This window comes from Alkalimonas amylolytica (genome assembly GCF_900107845.1).
Lineage (GTDB): Bacteria > Pseudomonadota > Gammaproteobacteria > Enterobacterales > Alteromonadaceae > Alkalimonas > Alkalimonas amylolytica.
In genome coordinates this window covers 240,617-261,710 of the sequence record NZ_FNRM01000003.1, presented here as the reverse complement: position 1 = coordinate 261,710, position 21,094 = coordinate 240,617, and the positions used below count along the sequence as shown (strand labels likewise).

The 21,094-nt window shown below is 49.5% G+C and carries 21 protein-coding genes; 16 read left to right on the top strand and 5 right to left on the bottom strand.

Annotated elements, in window-relative coordinates; all coding sequences use genetic code 11:
- Positions 1–119 precede the first annotated feature (119 nt).
- From BLW37_RS07450 to BLW37_RS07375, 16 genes are all read left to right on the top strand, one after another.
- Positions 120–950 (top strand): flagellin N-terminal helical domain-containing protein, encoded by an 831-nt coding sequence (locus tag BLW37_RS07450; RefSeq protein ID WP_091341500.1) that lies wholly within the window; start codon positions 120–122, stop codon positions 948–950.
- Between the two features lie 390 nt (positions 951–1,340).
- Positions 1,341–2,177: a flagellin N-terminal helical domain-containing protein gene (locus BLW37_RS07445; RefSeq protein WP_091341498.1), complete on the top strand. Its 837-nt coding sequence runs from the start codon at positions 1,341–1,343 to the stop codon at positions 2,175–2,177.
- Positions 2,178–2,247: 70 nt separating this feature from the next.
- Positions 2,248–2,643 (top strand): flagellar protein FlaG, encoded by a 396-nt coding sequence (locus tag BLW37_RS07440; RefSeq protein WP_091341496.1) that lies wholly within the window; start codon positions 2,248–2,250, stop codon positions 2,641–2,643.
- A gap of 12 nt (positions 2,644–2,655) precedes the next feature.
- Entirely contained in the window at positions 2,656–4,119 is a 1,464-nt protein-coding gene (fliD, locus tag BLW37_RS07435) for a flagellar filament capping protein FliD (RefSeq protein WP_091341495.1), read from the top strand.
- A gap of 11 nt (positions 4,120–4,130) precedes the next feature.
- Positions 4,131–4,568 (top strand): flagellar export chaperone FliS, encoded by a 438-nt coding sequence (gene fliS, locus BLW37_RS07430; RefSeq protein ID WP_091341493.1) that lies wholly within the window; start codon positions 4,131–4,133, stop codon positions 4,566–4,568.
- Positions 4,568–4,873, top strand: coding sequence for a hypothetical protein (locus tag BLW37_RS07425; protein ID WP_091341491.1), 306 nt, complete (start codon positions 4,568–4,570; stop codon positions 4,871–4,873). The genes fliS and BLW37_RS07425 overlap by 1 nt, the downstream gene beginning before the upstream one ends.
- A 206-nt stretch (positions 4,874–5,079) precedes the next feature.
- Positions 5,080–7,737 (top strand): motility associated factor glycosyltransferase family protein, encoded by a 2,658-nt coding sequence (locus tag BLW37_RS07420; RefSeq protein ID WP_483860491.1) that lies wholly within the window; start codon positions 5,080–5,082, stop codon positions 7,735–7,737.
- A gap of 107 nt (positions 7,738–7,844) precedes the next feature.
- Entirely contained in the window at positions 7,845–8,261 is a 417-nt protein-coding gene (locus BLW37_RS07415) for an adenylyltransferase/cytidyltransferase family protein (RefSeq protein ID WP_091341488.1), read from the top strand.
- A complete protein-coding gene (locus BLW37_RS07410; protein ID WP_091341486.1) occupies positions 8,258–9,313 on the top strand; it encodes a glycosyltransferase domain-containing protein in 1,056 nt (351 codons plus the stop codon). The genes BLW37_RS07415 and BLW37_RS07410 overlap by 4 nt, the downstream gene beginning before the upstream one ends.
- A 38-nt stretch (positions 9,314–9,351) precedes the next feature.
- Positions 9,352–10,464, top strand: a complete 1,113-nt coding sequence (locus tag BLW37_RS07405; RefSeq protein ID WP_139243675.1) for a hypothetical protein — start codon at positions 9,352–9,354, stop codon at positions 10,462–10,464.
- Entirely contained in the window at positions 10,461–11,588 is a 1,128-nt protein-coding gene (gene gmd / locus BLW37_RS07400) for a GDP-mannose 4,6-dehydratase (RefSeq protein WP_091341482.1), read from the top strand. The genes BLW37_RS07405 and gmd overlap by 4 nt, the downstream gene beginning before the upstream one ends.
- Positions 11,581–12,717: a DegT/DnrJ/EryC1/StrS family aminotransferase gene (locus BLW37_RS07395; RefSeq protein WP_091341481.1), complete on the top strand. Its 1,137-nt coding sequence runs from the start codon at positions 11,581–11,583 to the stop codon at positions 12,715–12,717. The genes gmd and BLW37_RS07395 overlap by 8 nt, the downstream gene beginning before the upstream one ends.
- The gene (locus BLW37_RS07390) at positions 12,714–13,772 is read left to right on the top strand and encodes an N-acetylneuraminate synthase family protein (protein ID WP_245785649.1); all 1,059 of its coding nucleotides are present in this window, start codon (positions 12,714–12,716) and stop codon (positions 13,770–13,772) included. The genes BLW37_RS07395 and BLW37_RS07390 overlap by 4 nt, the downstream gene beginning before the upstream one ends.
- A complete protein-coding gene (locus BLW37_RS07385) occupies positions 13,765–14,364 on the top strand; it encodes a NeuD/PglB/VioB family sugar acetyltransferase (protein ID WP_171907574.1) in 600 nt (199 codons plus the stop codon). Before BLW37_RS07390 ends, BLW37_RS07385 begins: the two co-directional genes overlap by 8 nt.
- The gene (locus BLW37_RS07380; RefSeq protein ID WP_091341478.1) at positions 14,364–15,245 is read left to right on the top strand and encodes a sugar phosphate isomerase/epimerase family protein; all 882 of its coding nucleotides are present in this window, start codon (positions 14,364–14,366) and stop codon (positions 15,243–15,245) included. The genes BLW37_RS07385 and BLW37_RS07380 overlap by 1 nt, the downstream gene beginning before the upstream one ends.
- The gene (locus BLW37_RS07375) at positions 15,235–15,951 is read left to right on the top strand and encodes an acylneuraminate cytidylyltransferase family protein (RefSeq protein ID WP_091341476.1); all 717 of its coding nucleotides are present in this window, start codon (positions 15,235–15,237) and stop codon (positions 15,949–15,951) included. Before BLW37_RS07380 ends, BLW37_RS07375 begins: the two co-directional genes overlap by 11 nt.
- Here the strand turns inward: BLW37_RS07375 and BLW37_RS07370 are convergent.
- The 5 genes from BLW37_RS07370 to BLW37_RS07350 form a co-directional block, all read right to left on the bottom strand.
- Positions 15,945–17,228, bottom strand: a complete 1,284-nt coding sequence (locus BLW37_RS07370; RefSeq protein ID WP_091341475.1) for a class I SAM-dependent methyltransferase — start codon at positions 17,226–17,228, stop codon at positions 15,945–15,947. The two genes, BLW37_RS07375 and BLW37_RS07370, sit on opposite strands and share 7 nt — an antisense overlap.
- 121 nt (positions 17,229–17,349) lie before the next feature.
- Entirely contained in the window at positions 17,350–18,813 is a 1,464-nt protein-coding gene (locus BLW37_RS07365) for a CDP-glycerol glycerophosphotransferase family protein (RefSeq protein ID WP_091341473.1), read from the bottom strand.
- 14 nt (positions 18,814–18,827) lie between these two features.
- Positions 18,828–19,550: an SDR family NAD(P)-dependent oxidoreductase gene (locus BLW37_RS07360; RefSeq protein WP_091341471.1), complete on the bottom strand. Its 723-nt coding sequence runs from the start codon at positions 19,548–19,550 to the stop codon at positions 18,828–18,830.
- Positions 19,543–20,841 carry an ANL family adenylate-forming protein gene (locus tag BLW37_RS07355; protein WP_091341470.1) on the bottom strand — a complete coding sequence of 433 codons (1,299 nt, stop codon included), beginning with the start codon at positions 20,839–20,841 and terminating at the stop codon, positions 19,543–19,545. The genes BLW37_RS07360 and BLW37_RS07355 overlap by 8 nt, the downstream gene beginning before the upstream one ends.
- Complete coding sequence (locus tag BLW37_RS07350) at positions 20,838–21,092, bottom strand: acyl carrier protein (protein WP_091341468.1); 255 nt, start codon at positions 21,090–21,092, stop codon at positions 20,838–20,840. Before BLW37_RS07350 ends, BLW37_RS07355 begins: the two co-directional genes overlap by 4 nt.
- Positions 21,093–21,094: the final 2 nt, after the last annotated feature.

Sequence of the window (21,094 nt, the reverse complement as noted above, 5' to 3'; positions counted from 1 at the left end):
CTGATTCATGCAGAGCGCCATGTGAGCATACAACCTATTGACCTGCAGGCATAGAAGCGGCGGCGTCTGTTTGACGCCATGCCGTGGCCTGTTTGGTAGCTTGTCAGAAGGAAGTCAGTATGGCATTGATGGTAAATACCAACCAGTCTTCATTGGCATCTCAACGTTTGCTGAGCAACGCGACAGCAGGTTTGAGTTCAACTTTTGAGAAACTGAGTTCGGGGTATCGGATTAACAGGGCAGCAGATGATGCGGCTGGCCTGGTGATCAGTGGTACCTTGACCAACCAGGTTCTTGCTTTGAATCAAGCGGTGCGCAATGCAAATGATGCTATTTCGTTGGTGCAGGTGACTGATAGTGCGATGGATGAAATCGCAACCAATCTTCAGCGTATGAGGGTTTTGGCTATTCAAGCTGAGAATGGTTTGAACACTGAGGTCGATTTGGATGCATTGCAGCAAGAGTTTGATCAAATGCGTCAGAGTATCGATTCAATTGCAACCAACTCCGAGTTTGCCGGGATCCCTTTGTTGGATGGAACGGCAGGGGAGCTGACATTTTTGATAGGCGCTGAAGCCGGGCAAAAAAAGGTAATCGTTCTTGATCAGGATTATCGGGTGAGTCCGGATGGCCTGGACTTAGGTGAAGTGGACTTGCGAGAGGATGATACTGAAAGCATTTTGGCTTCCATAGATGATGCTTTGTTACAAATCGATAGTGCACGGACTGATTATGGTGCCATCCAGAATGCTCTGCAATCGACCATTAAAAACCTGAGTAATGTCAGTGAGAATGTCTCTGCGTCACGTGGTCGTATCAAAGATACCGATTATGCGAAAGAAACCACAGAACTGACTCGGACTCAAATTATCCAGCAGAGTAGTATCAGTGTGCTGGCACAGGCGAATCAACGACCTCAAGCTGCTTTGCTGGTGCTTGACTCAGGATAAACCGATTTTAACGAGCAAGACAAGAGAGGCCACTTTTAGCCCCGGTTAAATTGCAGTTTTGCCGGATAGAACAAAGGCCAAAAGGCAGGAAATATACTCCGGAGTGACTCTTAAATTGCCTTACTCTGCTCATCAGCCACCGTTTAGGTGGCTTTTTTATTTGAAATTTATTGAACAAAAACAGTGGTTTAATTTTTTCTCGTCGAATTTATAAAAAAAAACGAAATTTTCCCTAAAGTTCTCATGAACCAAGCCGAAACACTGGTTAAGCCGAGTTGCAGCTTGGCTCCGTTGACGGTACGTCGGTAACCACCGATACCCGTAGTGCAAAAACAAAGTAGAAGGCATAACGGTTTTGCAGAACCCGTGCTGGATACTAAGGAGTGACTCATGTCTTTATTTGTCAATACCAATACCTCGTCGCTGAATGCTCAGCGTCAATTGTTTAATTCTGGTAATGCGCTGGACGTCGCTTTTAAGCGTCTGTCATCAGGCTTCCGGATCAACAGTGCAGCCGACGATGCAGCCGGTTTGCAAATATCTAACCGTTTAACCAGCCAAATTAATGGCTTGGATCAAGCGGTACGTAATGCCAATGACGGTATTTCTGTAGCTCAGGTCGCTGAAGGTGCTCTGGAAGAAATTACCAACTCATTGCAGCGGATCCGGGTGCTGGCGATTCAGGCTCAGAACGGTATCAACAACTCATCCGACCGGGCAGCACTGCAAAAAGAAGTGACGCAGTTGAAGCTGGAAATGAGCCGTATTGCGGCCAATACCCAGTTCGGTAAGCAAAATATTCTAAATGGTACCTACTCTGCTGTGTTCCTGGTAGGCGCTAATGCAGGTCAAACCATCAGCATCAACTTATCTGGTGTTGGTAACGACGGTAAGAGTTTTGGTACCTCTGGCCTTGGTTTGTCAACCCTGAGCATCTCTTCCGTTGGTGGTGCTTCAGCTGCACTGGCATCGATTGATAGCGCGTTGACACGGATTGATGGTGTGCGTGCCGACTTGGGTGCCTTGCAAAACCGTTTCCAGGCTACGATTCGTAACTTGACCAACATTTCTGAGAACGTTTCTGGCGCTCGTAGCCGGATCCGCGACACAGATTTTGCGAGAGAAACCGCTGAGCTAACCCGGGCACAGATTTTGCAACAAACCAGTACTACTGTGTTGGCGCAGGCAAATCAGCGGCCTCAGGCGGCTCTGTCATTGTTGGGCTAAACTTAATTGAAACGGTCGGCGAAAACTCGCTTTAAAGTTTTCGCCGCTCGGGTCGATAAGGAGTTAAGCAATGAGTAGTGTGAATGCAACAAGTGCGGCTGTTATGGTCACTCCGTTACCGCAAGGTTCGGAAGCCGCACTAAGCAGCTCTTCCGCTACCTTGCCCAATAACAGCAAGGCGGCGTCAGAGCCCATGCAGGCTGCGGCTGCCGAGCCGGTTGATAAGCAGCAGCTGCAAAATGCAGTGGATGTTATCAATCAGGCGGTCGAACTGGATCAACGTGGGTTAAGCTTCACCATTGATGATCTGTCTGGTCGCTCCATCATCAAAGTCAGGGATCTGGCAACGGATGAGTTAATACGGCAAATACCGACAGAAGAAATTCTGAAAGTTGCGCAGGATATTAAACGACTCCAGGAGGAGATGGGGCAATCGATTGGCCTGTTAATCGATAAAAGAGTGTAGGAGTATTCAACAATGTCTGGTGTAAACTTTTTAGGGTCAGCCTCTGGCTTACCACTTAATGACTTGGTGATGTCCTTTGTCAACGTTGAGCGTCAGACAAAAATGGGCCGCATCGAGGACACCAGAAAACAGCTGGATGCTTCTTTATCCGGATTTGGTCGGCTTAAGTCGGCCTTATCCGGCCTACGTCAAGCTAGCCGTGACATTGGCGGTACAAAGCTGAATCAACGCCAGGCTTTGATTAATCAGCCTGAAGACAAAACTTATTTTCGTGCTGAAACCAATTTCAGTGCAGCGCCAGGTCGGTTTGAAGTGAATGTTAATCAGCTGGCTGGTGGCAGTCGGCTCGAGTCTGCCGATGGTGACTTTACTTCTGCTAATGATGTGGTGTCCACCACCGCAGGCCAGTTAACCTTCAGTGCCGATGGCAAGAACTTTACCATCAACGTAACTGCAGGCATGACACTCGATCAGTTACGTTTACGTATTAACCAGAATAAAAACAACTTTGGCGTTGATGTCAATTTGATCAATGCCGGTGATGGCCTTGGTACCAAAATGGTATTTACTTCCAAGGTTACCGGGGATGGCAATGATCTGGTTATTAGTAACAACAATGCAGAGCTTGATAAATTATCGACCGTAGCGACCGGCCCTGATCCGGCCGGTCTTGAATACAGTCGTAATGCCCGCAATGCCATTATTGAAGTCGATGGTATTACCGCAACCAGCAAAACCAACACCTTTAAAAACGTTATTCAGGATACCACTATTTTTGCCGAGGAGCTGACTGAGCCGGGCAATCCTATTCGTTTGGAAATTGCCACCGACAAAGAGGCGGCGGAAGAAAAAATCAACACCTTTATTGAGCGCTACAATGCTGTGGTGACCTTGGTCGCTGATTTGACGAAAGGCAGAAAATTGTCGAGCGATGGCAAAACAGTAGAGGCTGAGGGCGGATCTTTGTCTGGTGATCCTTTACCCAGAAGCCTAATGTCACAGCTTAGAAACTTAGTCAGCTTAAAGCTGGATGTTGCAGACAGTAATGTATCAACCCTCTTCCAAATGGGCATAGGCTTCACGAATGATGGAAAGCTATCCATCAGTAGCAATCGTGAATTTGGTGGTGAGTCTGGCCGTCAGCGCTTTGAGCGCACGCTTGACCAAAATTATGATGATATGGCCCGTTTTTTTGGTGCAGACGATGGCTTGGTGGATAAATTAGACAAGTACATTACTGAATTCAGTCAAGCTGGTGGCATTATTGCTACCAAAGAATCGGTCCTACGTGATCAACTCTCTCAGAATACCAAAGCAAGTGAAGCGGCTGAACGGTACCTGGCAAGTTTTGAAGATACCTTGCGCAAACGTTATGGTGCGCTCGATAGCCTGCTTGGTTCCATGCAAAATACCGCCAATTTTGTAACAGCCCAATTAGCCAACCTGCCAGGGTTTGGTGTGAATAAATCCAAATAATCGAGGTTCCTATGAGTTATGGCATTAAAGCGTACAAATCCGTTGGCGTAAAAGATGATTTGGCCGTGGCTGATCCACATCGTGTGATTCAGTTATTGATGCAAGGTGCTCTGGAGAATATGGCCAAAGCAAAAGGCAGTATGGAGCGGAAAGATTATGCCGGTAAATCAGCCGCGGTTTCCAAAGCCATGACAATTATTTCCGCTTTGCAAGGGTCATTGGATATGGAAGCCGGTGGTGAGATTTCTGATAACCTCTGGGCTTTGTACGATTTTATGGTGAATCATTTGATGCTGGCCAGCCGCAGCAACAGCCCAAGCAAAGTAGATGAAGTGATGGAATTAATGCTATCCATTAAAGGTGCTTGGGATCAAATTCCTGTCAGTGAGCGGGAGAAAGGTTACCAAATGCAAGTTGCCCGTCAAAGCCATAGCGCTTCAGGTTTTTAATGCCATCTTTTATTGACTGGAAAAATCAGGTGGCCACGGCTCAGCAACAGCTGAGCCAATTGATGCAAGATACAACCGATCTCTCCAAAACTCAGCTGCAATTTCAGCAGTATCAGGAGTTGCTTCATTCTGGCGTGAAATTTGCTGAAGACTCTGAGTCTTATGGTCTTTTCCTTCGCGAGCAGCTAGACTGGTTACAACAACAAATGGTTCTGTTTGAAGCTGAAAAAGTGGCGGCAGCAGCTGAGTTGTTGCAACTCGAACGCCGAAAAAAAGCGAAGTCAGGCTACGATCAGAATACCTGAACTGACAGATCCACACCGGCTGTCCGTTCTGAAATGCCGGAACATCTATGCTCAAATACATTAATTACCAGTTGCACGAGGATGCTGAGCGCCAAGCTCAGGTAGAGCAGCAAGCCGCTGCAAAGATTAACTCAATCTTTACTGCAAATATGGCAGCTTTCCAACAATTTATCCCGTCAGTCGTCGATATCGTGCAGCAACACACCATGCAACAATACTCGGTATTCAGCACTAAAGATGCCATGCTCAATATTGTCGACTTTGCTACAGGACGTGTTGTTTATGGCTCTGATCCAATCCAAGAGGTAGCAGAAGAGGTCGCTGACTTTGTAGCTCATGCTCCTTATGTCGATTTATACCATTCTGATGTTGGGACAGCGGACTGGCCAGCAGAACCGTTGCCAGCACAAATTAATACCCTGGTTGTGTTTGGTATGGGGTTTGGATACCAACTCAATGAGCTGTTGCAGCAGGTTCGGGTACGTTACCTTATTGTTTATGAGCCTTCAGTGGATATGCTGTTTTGTTCACTGCAAGCGAATGACTGGCTGGCTTTATTCGAAACGGCTGCTGCATTAAATACCCAAATTTTTCTTCAGCTAGGAAATGATGGTAGCTCGCTTACCACTGATTTAGCAGAACTTTGTCAGGAAACGGAGCAAGACAGAGTGTACCTGTACCGTCATTACTTTCATCCAGTGATGGATAAAGTTATTGATTACGCCATGACACATCAGGGCGAGCCCGGTAAATTGTTGGCAGAGAGTGCGCATATTGGTCGGTACGAACATTTATACGATTTTATCAGTGAACGCAACCCCGGCGTGTTAGGTACAAGTCAGCCCCAGTCATTTACTGATGAAAAGCGCTATCAGCGGAATATGGCTGCTCTAAAAAAGTTCTACCCTAAGGTGCACCTGGCCATTCAAAAACATCAGGCAGAGCACTGGCAACTGGTGCAAGAGCAAGGGCAACCAAACCTCTATCATAAGCAGCGCAAGGCACTGTTTTACCAGAATATTGAACAGGAATCTGAAGCCCTTGTTGATTATTTTGTCCATCACCCCTACAAAGATGATGTGATCTTGGGTCAGCGTATTACCCGAAAACTTGAGCACTATCTTCATTTTTCGTACATGAAGAAAATACAACCGATATTAACCAAGACATTGCAGCAAAATAGTCGTTTGCCTCAACAAGTTGATTCTTTAATCGTCTTTGGGGTAGCCCTTGGTAAACACCTTGAGCACCTGTCTTCCATGCATCGTATCAAAAGCCTTTATATTTGTGAGCCTAATCTGGATTTTTTTGCAGCCAGTTTGCACGTGACCGATTGGGCGTCAATCTTTGAGCAGGCTGATGAGGATAAACGACGTATTTATCTGAACCTCGGCGGTGATGGTAGTCGCTATTTTTATGATTTGATGATGCAGTTTTATCAGGTTGGAGCTTATTCCATCGCCAATACCTACATGTTGAGCTCGTATTACAACGAGACTATGCAAAAAGCGATTTATGATTTGAGAGCTGAATTGAAGGTGGTATTGGCGATAGGAGAGTATTTCGATCACGCACGCTATGGCCTGGCTCATACCTATTATAGCCTAAGTAATGGGCATCATTTTTTTAAAAAAGAGCGGAAAGGCCTGCAGCAGCATGACTTTCTCAAATTGCCTGTCTTTGTGGTTGGTAATGGACCAAGCTTGGATCAATGTTTTGATTATTTAAAAGAATATCAAGACCAGGTGATCATCATCAGTTGTGGTACGGCGTTAAAAGCTTTACACAGCCATGGTATCAAGCCTGATTTTCATGCTGAAATTGAGCAAAATAGAGCGACCTTCGATTGGATCAACCAAGTGGATGATCCAAGCTATTTGCAAGATATCCGTCTTCTCAGTGTCAATGGTATTCATCCGGATACGGCAGCTTTATTTGCAGAGACGTATCTCTGCTTTAAAGAAGGTGAAACATCCACCATCGTATTTGAGCGCGAGTTGGCCAAAGAGAATGTGCAGGTAGCATCACTTAGCTATGCCTATCCAACGGTGACTAACTTGGTGGTAAATGCCATGTTGAAGCTTGGAGTTAGGTTGCTGTATCTGTTTGGTGTTGATTTAGGCTATGCGGATATAAACTATCATCACTCTAAATCATCTGCTTACTATAAGAAAAATGGCGAGCAAATTTACGCTTACCAGAAAGCTCACGGTGGTGGTCTGGTTACCGCTGGCAATTTTCGCTCACAGGTTTTTACGAAAACTGAGTTTGATGTTTCGCGGAAACTTATTGAGCAAGCTATAAAAGCCCATAGCAAGGATCTCGAAGTATACAACTGCAGTGATGGTGCCAGAATTGAGGGGGCAAGGCCTCTTCAGCCCGCAAATATCCTTTTGAGCCATATGAAGCTTGATAAACGAAAGGTGATGGCCGATTTTTTAGAGCAGAGCAGTTATTCATCCTTTGCTGATTTAGCACAGCCGGTGTGGCAACGGTTCAATTTTACCGCACTTGAACGGGGTATAGATGAATGGGTTTGCTTACTTGAGGAGCCTGTCGCTACGGCCGAGCAGGCTTTAGCCTTCATCGATAAGCAATGGTTGTTACTGCGTAAGTTTGGTGGTGATCAATACAACCTGCTGTACCTGATGATGCTGGGCAGTACAAATTACATTTCAGCTGTCCTTACTAAATTGTCTGTTAGCATTGATGAAGAGCACAAGGATTTGTTGGATGCTTTTCATGATGTTCAGCATATCTGGATTGATTATTTAAAAAGTGTCAAAGCGGACATGCTAAATGATCCGCTGGCATGCGATGGCGTTTCGGTTGCTTACTTAATGGATCGTTTAAAAGAGCCGTGAACAAAACGGCTATTTTGGGGAAAGCTTTCTCTAAGGCTAAAGCAAGCTTAAGTTGTGGCCGATATGCATTACATAAACCGGCAATACTTTGACAGAGGACCCGTCGGATGAAAACCGTGCTAACTTACGGAACCTTTGATCTGTTCCATATCGGGCATGTAAATTTATTGCGACGCGCCAAAGCGCTTGGTGACAGGCTGATTGTAGGTGTTTCAACCGATGAGTTTAATGCACGAAAAGGTAAGAGTACCTTGGTACCCTTTACTCACCGCTCAGAGATTGTGCGTAGCTGTCGCTTTGTTGACTTGGTGATCCCTGAGTGCGATTGGAAGCAAAAGGCAGACGACATTCAGACTTATCAAGCGAATGTTTTTGTGATGGGAGATGATTGGCAAGGAAAGTTTGATGACCTGGGAGCACTTTGTGAGGTGGTTTATCTTGAGCGCACTAAAGAGGTTTCCTCGTCGTCATTAAAGCAAGCGATTTCAGTATTCATGCAACTAAAGAATGAGTTGAGTGTATGAAGAAGAATAAGATAGTTGTCTATACGGCCATAGCAGGAGACTACGATAAACTCTTAGCTCCAGAGTTGATTGAAGACGGTGTGGACTATGTTTGTTTCACCGATAATCCCGATTTAACATCTGATCTATGGCAACTCCGGCCCTTTACCCCGAAAGAGTATAAGTTTGCGCAACAGGATCCTGTCCGGCTTGCTCGCCGGGTGAAAGTGCTGCCGCACGAACACTTCCCAGACTACGAATACAGCATTTGGATGGATGCAAATTTGACGTTACGTGGTAGCGTCAAGGAGCTTATTAATATTGGGTTAGAGACCTGTCACTTAGCCACCTGGCAGATGCCGGAGCGGGTATTGTGTACCTATCAGCAAGCAGAAGCGCTCATCAAAGGCAATTACGATGCTGCTGATGTCATTCGGGAGCAAATGACAAAGTATCGCCTGTTGGGCTTCCCTGAAATGAATGCTGAACTGGACCAGCATGGAGTGATGACATGCGTTCTGGTTCGCAAGCACATGGAGCCTGAGTTAATGAGGGCTATGTACGATTGGTGGGCTGAGATTGCACTCCATAGCCGTCGTGATCAACTCAGCTTTCATTACATCGCCTGGAAAAACCAACTGAAATACTATCTGTATGATGGCAATGCCCGGGATAATCGCTTTTTTATCTGGCGCCGCCATGACTCCAGAGTAGCCTATTTACAATCACTCGGGCAGACCATCTTACAGCAGATTGAAAGCCGGGCGGCAGAAAGGGCTATTGTATTGTGGGGCACAGGCAGCGCAGCCAGGCAAACAATGCAAGCATTACCAGGCTTGAAGGTTGAGGCGTCTGTTGATAGTAATAGCGCTCATTGGGGTAAAGAGATAGCAGGGCTTGCTGTTTATAGCCCAGAGCAGCTAGACGCTCGTTTGCACTATGTTGTGATTGCGTCATCATATTATTATGAGATTTCTACTCAGCTATGCGAGCGAGGGTTTTCCGATGAAACGGATTTCTCGTTTGGTATTTCCAAAGAATTAATCGGGCTTGTTAATTTCAAAGACTGGTAAAAGGTGGTGAATGCTACCGCTATAAATGAGTAAAGCCGATGCAATTCATTAATATGACAGACTCCACTTGTAAGCATAAAGCTATAATTCTAGTGGTGTCACCATTTCAGTACTGGTGTGCGCTGGAATACTTACATCAATACCACCCTGGAGCTGAAACTCTGGTGTTGGATGCCTCAGGGTTTTGTGGTAATTCAACCCGGCAGTTGCAGACGTTGTATCGGTTGTATCCACCCGGGCGCATTCGTGTGCTCGAGTTACTGCGACAAGGGACGCTGCAGGAGCGCATTGCTAGTTATGCCGGCCTGGCCACAGATTATGCAGATGAGTGCTTTGATACCATTGTGATTGGGGATCTTCGCCAGCAATGGATGCAGGATATTGCCTGCAGTGTAACGGCTAAGCAGCTGATTGTGGTGGATGATGGTGCGGCCACCAATCCTATTCAGCGCCATGTGCTAAAGCCTGCCGGGTATCGACTGCCAGTAAGCATGTACCGGGGCGATCCTTCACGACGGGCACAGGCACTTGCCATTAAACAAGAGCTGGGACTTCGCATTGAACCGAAAGCCGCTCGGTTGTTTTCGATTTTTTCTTTTGAAGACAACAACCATTGTCTGAGAAATGATTTATCGTTATTACGCCAAAACTGGCAGCCGGTTTCCTCTAGCCATCGGGAGTGGCATTTTATTGGTTCTCCGGTCTGCGAAAAAGGCTTTGTTCCAACAGCCGATTATCGGGCGATTGTCGAGGATGCAGCTGTGCTTGGTAGCGGGGAAGGGCAAGCTATCTACTTTGCTCACCGTTCAGAAGACATGGCCGAGAAAACGCCCTGGCTTGAGCAGTTGGGGTTTCAGATAGAGCACAACGATACACCCTACGAACTGTTGCTGGCAGAGCAGGGCCGTAAACCCGGATTGGTGACAGGTCTGCACTCGACTTGTTTGTTCAATCTGAAAATGCTGTTTGATAAGCAAGTCCGGGCCTGCTGCTACCAGCTGCCCGACGCCTTGCTTGGCTCTTTTCAGACAACACCTTGGGGCAGCGATTATTTTAGCTTGTACGATCATATTACGGCGATTTATCAGCGTCTTGCCGAATTTGGCATTGAAATCCGTATGCTGAGTGAAAGCAAAAGGAAAACAGGATGAAGAAAAAAGTAGCGTTGTTGACCGGGGTTACAGGGCAAGATGGTGCTTATTTGTCGCGCTTTTTATTGGATAAAGGCTATCAGGTTCATGGTATTCGAAGGCGCGCTTCCTTGCCAAACCTGGACCGGCTCCACGACTTGGTGGAGCTGCCGCAAGAAGTTAACAACGACTTTTATTTGCACTACGGCGATATGACGGACTCGCTCTCGTTGGTGCGTTTATTGAATGAAACCCAGCCGGATGAGGTGTACAATCTGGCAGCGCAAAGCCATGTGCATGTCTCTTTCTCATCACCGGAGTACACTGCTGATGTGAATGCTAATGGCACCTTGCGGTTACTGGATGCTATCCGCACCCTGAAAATGGAAGACAAGGTTCGTTTTTATCAGGCTTCAACGTCCGAGTTGTATGGCAAAATCCAGCAGCCGCGTCAAAGTGAAACCACCCCATTTTATCCACGTTCTCCCTACGCCACTGCCAAGCTCTTTGCCTATTGGGCGACCATAAATTACCGCGAGGCTTATGGCATCTTTGCCTGTAATGGCATTTTGTTTAATCACGAGTCCAAGTGGCGTGGTCGCTCCTTCGTAACCCGAAAAATCACGGCGGCAATTGGCCGAATGATGTACCAGCTGCAGGATTGTTTGTACCTTGGTAACTTAAATGCTGAACGTGACTGGGGGCATGCCAGGGATTATGTGGAAGCCCAGTGGTTGATTTTACAACAGGAGCAGCCGGATGACTTTGTCATCGCTTCTGGTCGTAAAACATCGGTCAGACAGTTTGTAGAAGCTTGTTTTACGTTGGTGGGTATTGAGCTTGAGTGGCAAGGCGACGGGGTAGATGAAGTCGGGCGGATTGCCAGTGTGGATCAAGCGCGCTTTGCCAGCCAGGTGCCCGGGCAGACTTGCCCTTATCAAAGCGGGGAAGTTCTGGTGCGGGTTGATCCTTTCTATTTCCGGCCAAATGAAGTCGATGTACTTTGGGGCGACGCCAGCAAAGCAGAGCGGATCCTTGGCTGGAAACCTAAAATCAGTCTGGAACAGATGGTGGAAGAAATGGTCGGACACGATTTGTCGCTGGCCCGAGACGAAGCTATTTTAAAGAAGTACAGCAATGAATAACAGCGACGATTTTATTCCTGTCTCCAAGCCCTACCTAACGGCCGAGGCTAAGACACTGGTGTTGGATTGCCTGGAAACCGGCTGGATCTCTTCCAAGGGCGCTTATGTTGAGCGTTTGGAACACGAGTTTGCTGCCTACCTTGGTGTGCCGTATGCCATCAGTGTCAGCAGTGGGACGGCCGCCTTGCATTTGGCCTTGTTGGCACTGGGGATAGGCCCAGGTGATGAGGTGATCGTACCGGATTTAACTTTTGCCGCAACTGCCAACGCGGTGTTGCATTGCGGGGCCAAGCCAGTACTTTGCAGCGTTAACTGGCAGGACTGGACTTTGGACCCAACAGATATTGCACGTTGCCTAAGCCATGCTACCAAGGCCATTATCCCGGTGCATTTGTATGGTATGCCAGCCCGGATGGCCGAGCTGCAAGTCATCGCCAAACAGCATCAACTGTTTCTGATTGAGGATTGCGCCGAGTCGCTGGGTGCCAGTATCGGCCAGCAAGCAACCGGCAGTATTGGGGATTTGGGGTGCTTTAGTTTTTTTGCCAACAAGCTTATCACAACTGGAGAGGGCGGCATGGTCACCACCCATTGTGACCAGTTGGCACAGAGGGTAAGGTGCCTGCGTGATCATGGCATGCTCCCTGAGCGCCGCTATTGGCATGAACTGGCAGGTTTGAATTATCGGATGACCAATATTCAGGCCGCCCTTGGGGTATCACAGCTGCAGCATTTGGATGCCTTTTATCAGCAACGTCAGCAGCAGGAGCAATGGTATCAGCAGTACTTAGCCGGGGTACCAGGCCTGGAGTTTAAATTACAGCGTCAGGGGGTGAAAACCGTCAATTGGCTGATGTCGTTGCGCGTCGACCCAGCCAAAGCAGGTTTTCATGCTGCAGAGCTGATGTATGACTTGCAGCAGCATCAGATTGAAACCCGTGGATTTTTTTACCCGCTGCATCTGCAGCCACCTTACCTGGATCAGAGTGAGGCATTGCGATCGATGGAGCAGTTAGCGGCTGAGGGTATCTCGTTACCAACCTTCGTTGGACTGACACAAAGCCAGGTTGAGCGCATTTGCCTAAGGATCCGCCAGTTTGCAAACGCCAGACTACAGGAGCCTGTATGATGCGTTCTTACCAGTTTTCCCAGCAGATTCAGTTAGGCCGGCGTCTGATTGGGCCTGAGCAGCCCAGCTACATCATCGCCGAAGCGGGCGTCAATCATAATGGCGATATGGCTATGGCACATCAGTTGATTGATGTAGCGGTAGCTGCCGGTGCGGATGCAGTGAAATTTCAGTTATTCAGCACTGAAGCCCTAATCCGCTCCGACGTTGTAAAAGCAAGCTATCAACTGCAGGGGGAAGGCGATGCGCAATCGCAGTTTCAGATGCTCAAACAACTGGAAATTAGCCCGGCACAATGCAGGCAACTTCAACACTACTGTGCTCAGCACGGCATTGAGTTTTTGGTCACCCCCTTTGATGAACCCAGTCTGGAGCAGCTCAAGGAAGCCAAGCTGAGTGCACTTAAGATTTCTTCGACCGATTTGACCAATCTGCCATTTCTCGTCAAAGCCGCCAGCCTGAAGATCCCGTTGATTGTATCGACTGGCATGAGTGAGTATTCCGAGGTGCAGCGCGCGGTCGACACTCTGTATCCACACTGCAAAGATCTAATCTTGTTGCAATGCACTTCCAGTTATCCGGCACCAGACTCGGCTTTGAACTTGCGGGTGATGCAGAGTTTTCAGCAGCAATTTCAGCTGTTGGTTGGTTACTCAGATCATACGGTTGGTCTTGGAGCATCTCCTTATGCGGTGGCTGCAGGGGCTGTCTTGGTGGAGAAGCATTTCACCCTCGATAAATCCTTGCCAGGGCCGGATCATCAGGCTTCGCTGTCGCCTGAGGAACTGCGGCAATTTGTTGCTGAAATTCGCCGGGTCGATGCCATGCTGGGCTCTGCGGTAAAATCCGTTGAGTGGTGTGAGCGTGCCAATCGCGCTTCGTTGCAAAAATCCATGGTGGCGGCATGCCGGATAGAGGCCGGTGAGCCTTTTACTGCGCAAAATCTGGTAGCCAGAAGAACCGGTGGGATAGGGGTTTCACCGGTTTATGCAGAGCAGTTGTACCGGCTTTGTGCCACAAGAAATTATGACGCCGGGGATATCATTGATGGCTGAAGCGCTGATCGTGTTGGGCGCTGGCGGCCATGCCCGCTCTGTGCTTGCGTTACTTAACAGTTTGCAGCGCCCGGTGCATGCTGTGCTGGACCCGGCTGCCCAGCCTGGAGAAACCATCATGGGGGTGCCAGTGCTGGCAGAATTGGCCCTGACCGCCCCTTGCGTGCTGGCTGTGGGGGATAACCAACGGCGTGCAGTGCTCTTTAAGCAGCATCAACAGTGGGTGTTGGCTGATGCTTTAATTCATCCGAGCGCTTTGCTGGATGCAACCGCTACCCTTGGCAAAGCAAGCCAGGTTCTGGCTTTAGCTTACATCGGGCCAATGGCGCGACTAGGGCTGAATTGCCTGGTGAATACCAGGGCTGTGATGGAGCATGAGTCGTGCCTTGGTGACCATTCCCACCTGTCGGTGGGTGCTGTGTTGCTTGGCAGGGCTCAGGTGGGTGCTTATTGCTTTATTGGTGCCGGTGCTGTGATTAAAGATGGGGTCAGCCTCTGTGATGGGGTGGTGGTTGGCGCCAATGCTTTTGTCAATGTCGACATCACTGAACCCGGTACTTATGTCGGAACACCAATCAGGAGGCTTTGCTAATGGATGCTGCCATTTATGTGTCCAGTTCGTGTGTCAATTACCGCTCCATCGCCCAAAGTGTGCAGCATCTGGCGGAGCGGGGGTACAAAGCCATCGAGCTGTCCGGCGGTACCCATTACTACCCCGGTTTTGTCGATGACTTGTTGCGTCTTAAGCAGCAGTATCATCTGCAGTATCGGTGTCACAATTACTTTCCGCCACCACAGCAGCATTTTGTACTGAACCTCTCGGCCAGTGATGATGGGATCCGCGATACCGCCATTGCTCATGTCAAACAAGCCATAGCCTTGTCGGTGCAACTGGAAGCCGATCGCTTTGCCATTCATGCTGGCTTTCGGTTGCAACCGGCGGTAGAGCAGCTAGGGCAGGTGATTGCATCGCAGCAGCTGCAGCCAGAGCAGGCTGCCTTGCAGCGTTTTGCTGAGGCCTGGGCAGAGTTGCAGCCCATTGCCGCTCAGGCTGGGGTGAAACTCTATGTTGAAAACAATGTTTTGTCGGCGGCGAACCTGTCGGCTTTTGGCGGGGAAAATCCATTTTTAGCGACAGATCGGCAGTCCATAGAACAATTAATCGCTGTAACCGGAGCCCCTTTGTTGCTGGATGTGGCTCATCTGAAAGTAAGTTGCCAGAGTTTACAGCTGGACTTTGTCAGTCAATTGCATAAGCTGATGGCGACAACCGATTACCTGCATTTGAGTGACAATGATGGCAGCGCCGATCGTAACCAAGGACTGCTGGCTGGTCATAACCTGCTTGAGTTGTTATCGCAACACGACTTTTCCGGTAAAACCATCACGCTGGAAGTGTACGATGGCGATGTCAGTCTGGCACAAAGCATGCAGGCAGTAAACCGCTTGCTGGAGCTACGGCATGAGCACTAAAATCCGGACAGAAGCCCGTGTATTGGCTATCGTGCCGGCCCGCTCTGGCTCTTTGCAATTGCCAGACAAAAATATCCGACCTTTTCATGGCAAGCCACTGATGGCCTGGAGTATTGAAGCAGCGCTGACCTCCGGAGTGGTCGATAGTGTGGTGGTGTCTACCGATAGCCCTGACTATGCCGCTATCGCCTGTCAGTACGGTGCCGAAGTGCCCTTTCTGCGCCCCAAGGATTTGTCCGGCAGCGATGCCGGTTTAATGGCCGCCCTGCAGTATACTGTGCAACAGTTGGCGCTGCTTGGTCGCCATTTCGACTGGGTGCTGTGTTTGCAGCCTACTTCGCCGCTTCGCACCGCTTCACACATTAAAGATGCCGTACAGCAGTTTGCGGCCTTAGAGGATCCAAACAAGTCGATGGCGTCGGTCTATCCGGTCGACGCTAAATACCGTTGGCTGCTACGCACCTCCGAAGAGGGACGTTTGCAGTTTTTGGACAATGGATTAAATCAGCAGGGCGTTTATGCCCGGCAGCACAATGGAGCTGTCTACATGCCTAATGGCGCGATTTTTATCATGCAGACCAACAAGCTGGTAGCACAGTATACCGAGAATACCTACCCGTTTTTGATGGATGAGGCAAGCTCGGCTGATATTGATACGCTGGATGAGTTTATTCAAGCTGAATCACTCTGGCTTCGGGCTCAGTAAATCCGCAACAGCTCGATTTGTGCTGGTATCTGTTTTTTTAGCCGAAGGTACAGCATATCTTGATACACATCAGATGAAATCACGATCGCCTGCATTGATGCCAGTGCATCCTCCAAAGTTGCAACCTTATAACCGAAAAGCTCACTACCGGCTTTGGCAGGATCGGCATCGAGCAGGCCGCCAATCGCCTGGCTGGGAGCCAAAGCATTCAGCAGCAAGCGGCTGTGTTGTCCGGTACCATAAAGGTAGACACTCTTGGCAGGGTAATGCGCCAGCTTTTCGCGCAGTAGGGTAAATTTCTGCTGGCGCTGTTGCTCGCTGACTAACTTTGCCTCGGCTTGATAGCGCGATCTGTTTTGCTCGAGATCTTGCAAAAACTCCAGGGTACGGCGGTACTCATTGGCATCGGTGGCTAGTTGATGTGGAGCACATTTTTGAAACATGCTGTGAATAAAGTCGTCACTGTGCAGACACTGGTAGCCAGAGGATGCCAGCACGCTGTTCAGGGTCGCTCTGGTAAAATGATAGGTGTGGGCATTTTGCAGATAACGCAGAAAATCGCATTGATAACGCTGCTTTAGCCCTGCTAAGCCCGGTACTTCAATGTACAAGATGCCATCTGTTTTTAATAACTGATGAATAACCTCAAGTTCGGCCGGGATATCGAGAAAGTGCTCCAGCACATGACTAAGGATAATAACATCGTATTGCTCAGCCCCGATTTGCAGCAATTGTCGGCTGCTCTTATGCAATAAATTCAGTCCTTGCTGGCGGCCATACTCCAGATAATTGCTACCAAGATCAATCCCGCACACCTCAAAACCTTGCTGTTGAAATGCGTACAAAATCCCACCGGCACCGCAACCAATTTCCAGCACCTTGTTGCCAAGCTGCGGTACCTGTGACTGTAAATATGTCAGGATCTGGCGACCATGGCCATATTGTTTGCCAAAAAATTCCTCAGAAGCCTCAGCCGCGCCAACATAAAGGGGGCGGTAATCATGCTGATAAAACTGCTGGTAACTTTGCGCAGTCATTCGTGGTGAAGTTCTCAGCTGACCGCATTGGCGGCAAATCACCGTGCGGACCGGAAGGCCGTAGCGATCTTTTTCTGCCAGAACATCGTCATCCTGTTGCCCACATAAGCAACTGGTGTTTTCCATGGCGTAGACACCAGCCGCCAACTTTTGTAGGACGCTTTGCCGCGCAGCTTGCTGGATAGGGCAGAGTGACAAGGTGAACTGCGCATCATTTTGAAAGCGAGGGCTAATTAGCATGAAAAACTCCTGGATTTGAATAAGCAAAGCGTTAAATGAGTTCACGAGTGTTGTCAAGTAGGCTTTCAGTGAGAGCCTGCTTCAACGCTGCTTGTTTTTGACCGTATTCTCTAAACAGACCTTAAAACTGCTGCTGTAAATAAGCTATGATTTTATCGGCCGCAGTCGATGGAGCTTGATAATACAACGCAGTTAATTGGTGCCGTTTTGCCAGGCAATGCGCAGGCTCACCCTGTTGGAGCCAGTCGCTTAGCTGTGCCAGCAGCTCAGTCTGGTTGCCCGAAACTTGCCCCATAACAAACTGCTCGTCTGGTATCAGGGTGGCACCACGCAGGCTTTTGTACTGGGCAAGATCGTACTGGTAATAAAAAATTGCACGATCAGCCAGCATAAAATCAAAAGCAATGGACGAGTAGTCGGTGATCAGCGCTTTGGCCTCGGCCAGCCAGGGGTAAATGTTTTTACCGCTGGGGTACAAGTAAATATGCGGCAATTCAGGCAGGGCTTGCAAGTTGTCCTGTTCGGTCAACCCCATGGCATCGCCAAATTTTCTGGAGATAAAAGGATGAAACTTCAGGATAAAACTGACATGGTGGTGGGCACACCACTGCTCAAGTTCGGCCAGATTAAGCGGATAATCGTTATCGCCCCAATCGCGGTAGGTGGGTGCGTAAATCATCAAATCACCAGTTTGCTGTTGCACCTCACGCAGCAATGCTGGCGGCTCCGCATTAATCCAGTCGCGTTGTTCGCTTTGTTGGAGGAATGCATCGTTACGCGGATAGCCAAGCGCCAGATAAGCTTTGGCGCGAAAAATCTTCGGAAAAATATGCTGGTTAAACCAGGTTGAGCTGGAAATAAAGGCCTGATCACACAGATGCGGGTAATGCGCATTGCCGCTCAGCGCTTTGTAGGGCAGGCCATGCCAGAGCTGGAACACCGGGATGTGACGGCGCAGCAAGCTGAACGTCTGGCCGGTGTACTCGTGATCCACCACCAGGGCTTTGGCCCGCAGGCAGCGCCAAAGCGCGTACAGCGACATGCAGCCAAGAAAATGACGGTCTTGCGCAAGTTCAGGCATCTGCTGTTTAAGGCGGCGACCTAGCAGCCAGGCCTGCTCCGGTTGTTGCCTCTGGTGTTCGCGATAACACAGCAGCACGTTGCTGTCGAAAAAGGCTTCAGCATAATACAGATAGCCTGAGCGGGGCACCACAACACGCAGAGCACCAAAAACAGCGGATAACAGCACAGAGCGCAGCTCACTCCAGTAATGCCGCAGCGGCAAGCGGTAACGCTGCAGCCGGTTTTTTGCATCTACAGACCAGAGCTGCTGTTTACGAAAGCCGCGCGTGAGCAAACCTGCGGCTACCTGAGCGGTAAAAGCCCCCGGGGCCAGCACGATGATGGCACCAGCCTTAGCCTGCTGTGCTGTGTTGATAAGGCCATCGCCTTGCTTCAGGTTATCGGCCAGCCCGGCGATGACATAGCCTTGAGCCGCCAGGCGCTCAGCCAGCGCTTTGCCGGCTGGGTTGGCTGGGGCGATGTAAAGCGGTTGCTGCGTTTTATCGGCTACAGGTTCTGGCATCAAGGCTCCGGGGCTTAGGCAGTACTGCCGGCATCCACAGTAAGCACGGTACCGGTCACGGCGGCCGCTTGTTCGCTTAGTAAATACAGCACGGCAGCGGCGGCATCGTCCGGGGTGGCCAGACGGCCGAGCGGACTGCGCCTTTTAATGCTCTCCAGTTTGTCGCCCTGCAAGCTCTGCGTCATCTCGGTTTGCATGTAGCCGGGGGCGACGCAATTGACGGTGATACCCGCTTTACCTACTTCCCGCGCCAGTGACTTACTAAAGCCTTCCAAGGCCGCTTTGCTGGCGGCATACACACTTAAACCATTAAAACCGGTACCGGCGATGATGGAGGAAATATTGATAATACGCCCACTGCGGTTTAGCAGCATCGGCCGGAGCAGATACTTGCACAGCAGGATAGGGGCTTCAATATTTAGTGCGAGCAGCTGATGAATTTCACTGTTGTGCATGGTGGCTAACACGCCATCGTAACCGACCGCTGCATTATTTATTAAAGCATAGGGGCGACCAAAACGTTTGATCCAGCTGGCGCACCGGGCCGGAAGCTCTTCAAGCTTCGCCAAATCGACGGCTTCAAATTCAAGCGCCGGCTGCTGTTGCCTTAACGCGGCCAGCTCGGCGCTTTCGGTGCGGGATAACGCCAGCACCCGATAATGTGCCGTTAACAGCTGCCGGCAAATGGCCAGCCCTAATCCGCGGCTGGCACCAGTCACAATCACTAAGTCAGACATTCGATTCCTTACGGCTTAACTTGCCGCTGCTGTTGTTGGCCAGTTCCGATACCCAGTGATACCGTGTTGGGATCTGATAGCGTTGCAACTGCGTTAAGCAGAGTTGCATCAGCTGACTTGGCAGTTTTTTCAGGTCACTGCCAGGTTTTGCGACGACATCGGCGACCACCAACTGACCAAGCACACTGCTGGCTTTACCATAGACTCTGGCCTGCAACACGGCCTCATGCTGCAGCAGAACCTGCTCCACCTGCTCAGGATGAACTTTATTACCACCAACATTGATGGCACCGTTGGCGCGGCCAAGAAACAGTACCCGCCCTGACTTCAGCTGTACCACATCGCTGGTATCGATAAAACCATCCGCATCCACAACGATATGTTGGCTTCTGACCGGGACGGTCGCTGGCTTGATGCAAAGATGGTGCTCTGCATTGATGCGCATTTGGATCCCTGAGCGTGTTTGCTGTAACCAAGCCTCTGGAAAACCAGCCTGACCGTCAGACACGGAAAAGCCAACACCGGCCTCAGTTGACGCATAGATATGCAAAACACGGGCTGTTGGGAACAGCTGTTGCAGCTTGGTTAATAACGGCTGATCGGCAATCTCGCCTCCGAGCGTCAATTGCAGCAAGGGCAGTTCAGCCAGCTGATTGGTCATTAGCAATTGGCGCCAAAGTGATGGTGTGGCGGAAAGAGCATTGACCTGATAGCGTTTAAATACCTGCATCCGCTGATGTGCATCTCCGCTGCTGGCGTCGATCAAACAGGCACCGCTTAGTGCACTTTGCAGCAGGACTTGCAGGCCAGCGAAGCGATAGGGCTGGTAGCAAAGCCCCCAACGTAATGCGGAGGCTGGGTTGCTTTTAACGGCCCGACATAAACTGGCAAAGCGATGAGGGATCCATTTTGGCGTGCCTGTGGTGCCAGAAGTGGCTAAGTACCAGACGGTTTCAAGCGCTGGCTCGGTCGAGTGGCAGAGTTCGCTAAGCGGCGTTTTTACTGCCGTATCGGCTGGCCAATGCATCAGATCTGCCGGCATAGCCAACTCCTGCGTTGTGTCTGGCAGCAAATACAAAGCTGAGCACCAACCGTCAAAAGCAAGCAGGGCACACAGAAACTCCGTGGTGCTGGTGTACTCTAGCGCCAAAGCCTTGCCATACAGTTCTGGATGTGTGTTGCGAAGCTGTGTTGCTCTATTGTGTAGTTGCTCAAAGCTTAGTGGCAAAGCACCATCTACCGCCAGTCGATCAGGCGGAGTTTGTGGTAACTGTTGCCAGAAAGCCATCATGATGATCCAGCTGCCTGTTGGTAGATATGAATAAACTCACCCAGGGTTCTTGGGTACACGGCAATTTGCATCTCGCTGAAGGGGTCCATGCCAAGTTCCTCCTCCAATTGGGCAACCAACATGGCGAAACCGAGTGAGTCGAGGCCACTCTCCAGCAACACCGTATCATCGGTCAGCGGTTGGCTGATTTGGCAGTTGGCCAGCTCGGCAACCTGCAGTAGCGTTTTTTGGATATGAGTTTGTAGGTCCACAC

Coding starts and splice junctions, on each gene's coding strand:
- BLW37_RS07385 (WP_171907574.1), top strand. CDS start 13,765: ATGGCTGAAGCGCTGATCGTGTTGGGCGCTGGCGGCCATGCCCGCTCT.
- BLW37_RS07375 (WP_091341476.1), top strand. CDS start 15,235: ATGAGCACTAAAATCCGGACAGAAGCCCGTGTATTGGCTATCGTGCCG.
- BLW37_RS07415 (WP_091341488.1), top strand. CDS start 7,845: ATGAAAACCGTGCTAACTTACGGAACCTTTGATCTGTTCCATATCGGG.
- fliS (WP_091341493.1), top strand. CDS start 4,131: ATGAGTTATGGCATTAAAGCGTACAAATCCGTTGGCGTAAAAGATGAT.
- gmd (WP_091341482.1), top strand. CDS start 10,461: ATGAAGAAAAAAGTAGCGTTGTTGACCGGGGTTACAGGGCAAGATGGT.
- BLW37_RS07370 (WP_091341475.1), bottom strand. CDS start 17,228: ATGCTAATTAGCCCTCGCTTTCAAAATGATGCGCAGTTCACCTTGTCA.
- BLW37_RS07450 (WP_091341500.1), top strand. CDS start 120: ATGGCATTGATGGTAAATACCAACCAGTCTTCATTGGCATCTCAACGT.
- BLW37_RS07445 (WP_091341498.1), top strand. CDS start 1,341: ATGTCTTTATTTGTCAATACCAATACCTCGTCGCTGAATGCTCAGCGT.
- BLW37_RS07390 (WP_245785649.1), top strand. CDS start 12,714: ATGATGCGTTCTTACCAGTTTTCCCAGCAGATTCAGTTAGGCCGGCGT.
- fliD (WP_091341495.1), top strand. CDS start 2,656: ATGTCTGGTGTAAACTTTTTAGGGTCAGCCTCTGGCTTACCACTTAAT.
- BLW37_RS07380 (WP_091341478.1), top strand. CDS start 14,364: ATGGATGCTGCCATTTATGTGTCCAGTTCGTGTGTCAATTACCGCTCC.
- BLW37_RS07425 (WP_091341491.1), top strand. CDS start 4,568: ATGCCATCTTTTATTGACTGGAAAAATCAGGTGGCCACGGCTCAGCAA.
- BLW37_RS07440 (WP_091341496.1), top strand. CDS start 2,248: ATGAGTAGTGTGAATGCAACAAGTGCGGCTGTTATGGTCACTCCGTTA.
- BLW37_RS07410 (WP_091341486.1), top strand. CDS start 8,258: ATGAAGAAGAATAAGATAGTTGTCTATACGGCCATAGCAGGAGACTAC.
- BLW37_RS07360 (WP_091341471.1), bottom strand. CDS start 19,550: ATGTCTGACTTAGTGATTGTGACTGGTGCCAGCCGCGGATTAGGGCTG.
- BLW37_RS07395 (WP_091341481.1), top strand. CDS start 11,581: ATGAATAACAGCGACGATTTTATTCCTGTCTCCAAGCCCTACCTAACG.
- BLW37_RS07365 (WP_091341473.1), bottom strand. CDS start 18,813: ATGCCAGAACCTGTAGCCGATAAAACGCAGCAACCGCTTTACATCGCC.
- BLW37_RS07420 (WP_483860491.1), top strand. CDS start 5,080: ATGCAACAATACTCGGTATTCAGCACTAAAGATGCCATGCTCAATATT.
- BLW37_RS07405 (WP_139243675.1), top strand. CDS start 9,352: ATGCAATTCATTAATATGACAGACTCCACTTGTAAGCATAAAGCTATA.
- BLW37_RS07355 (WP_091341470.1), bottom strand. CDS start 20,841: ATGATGGCTTTCTGGCAACAGTTACCACAAACTCCGCCTGATCGACTG.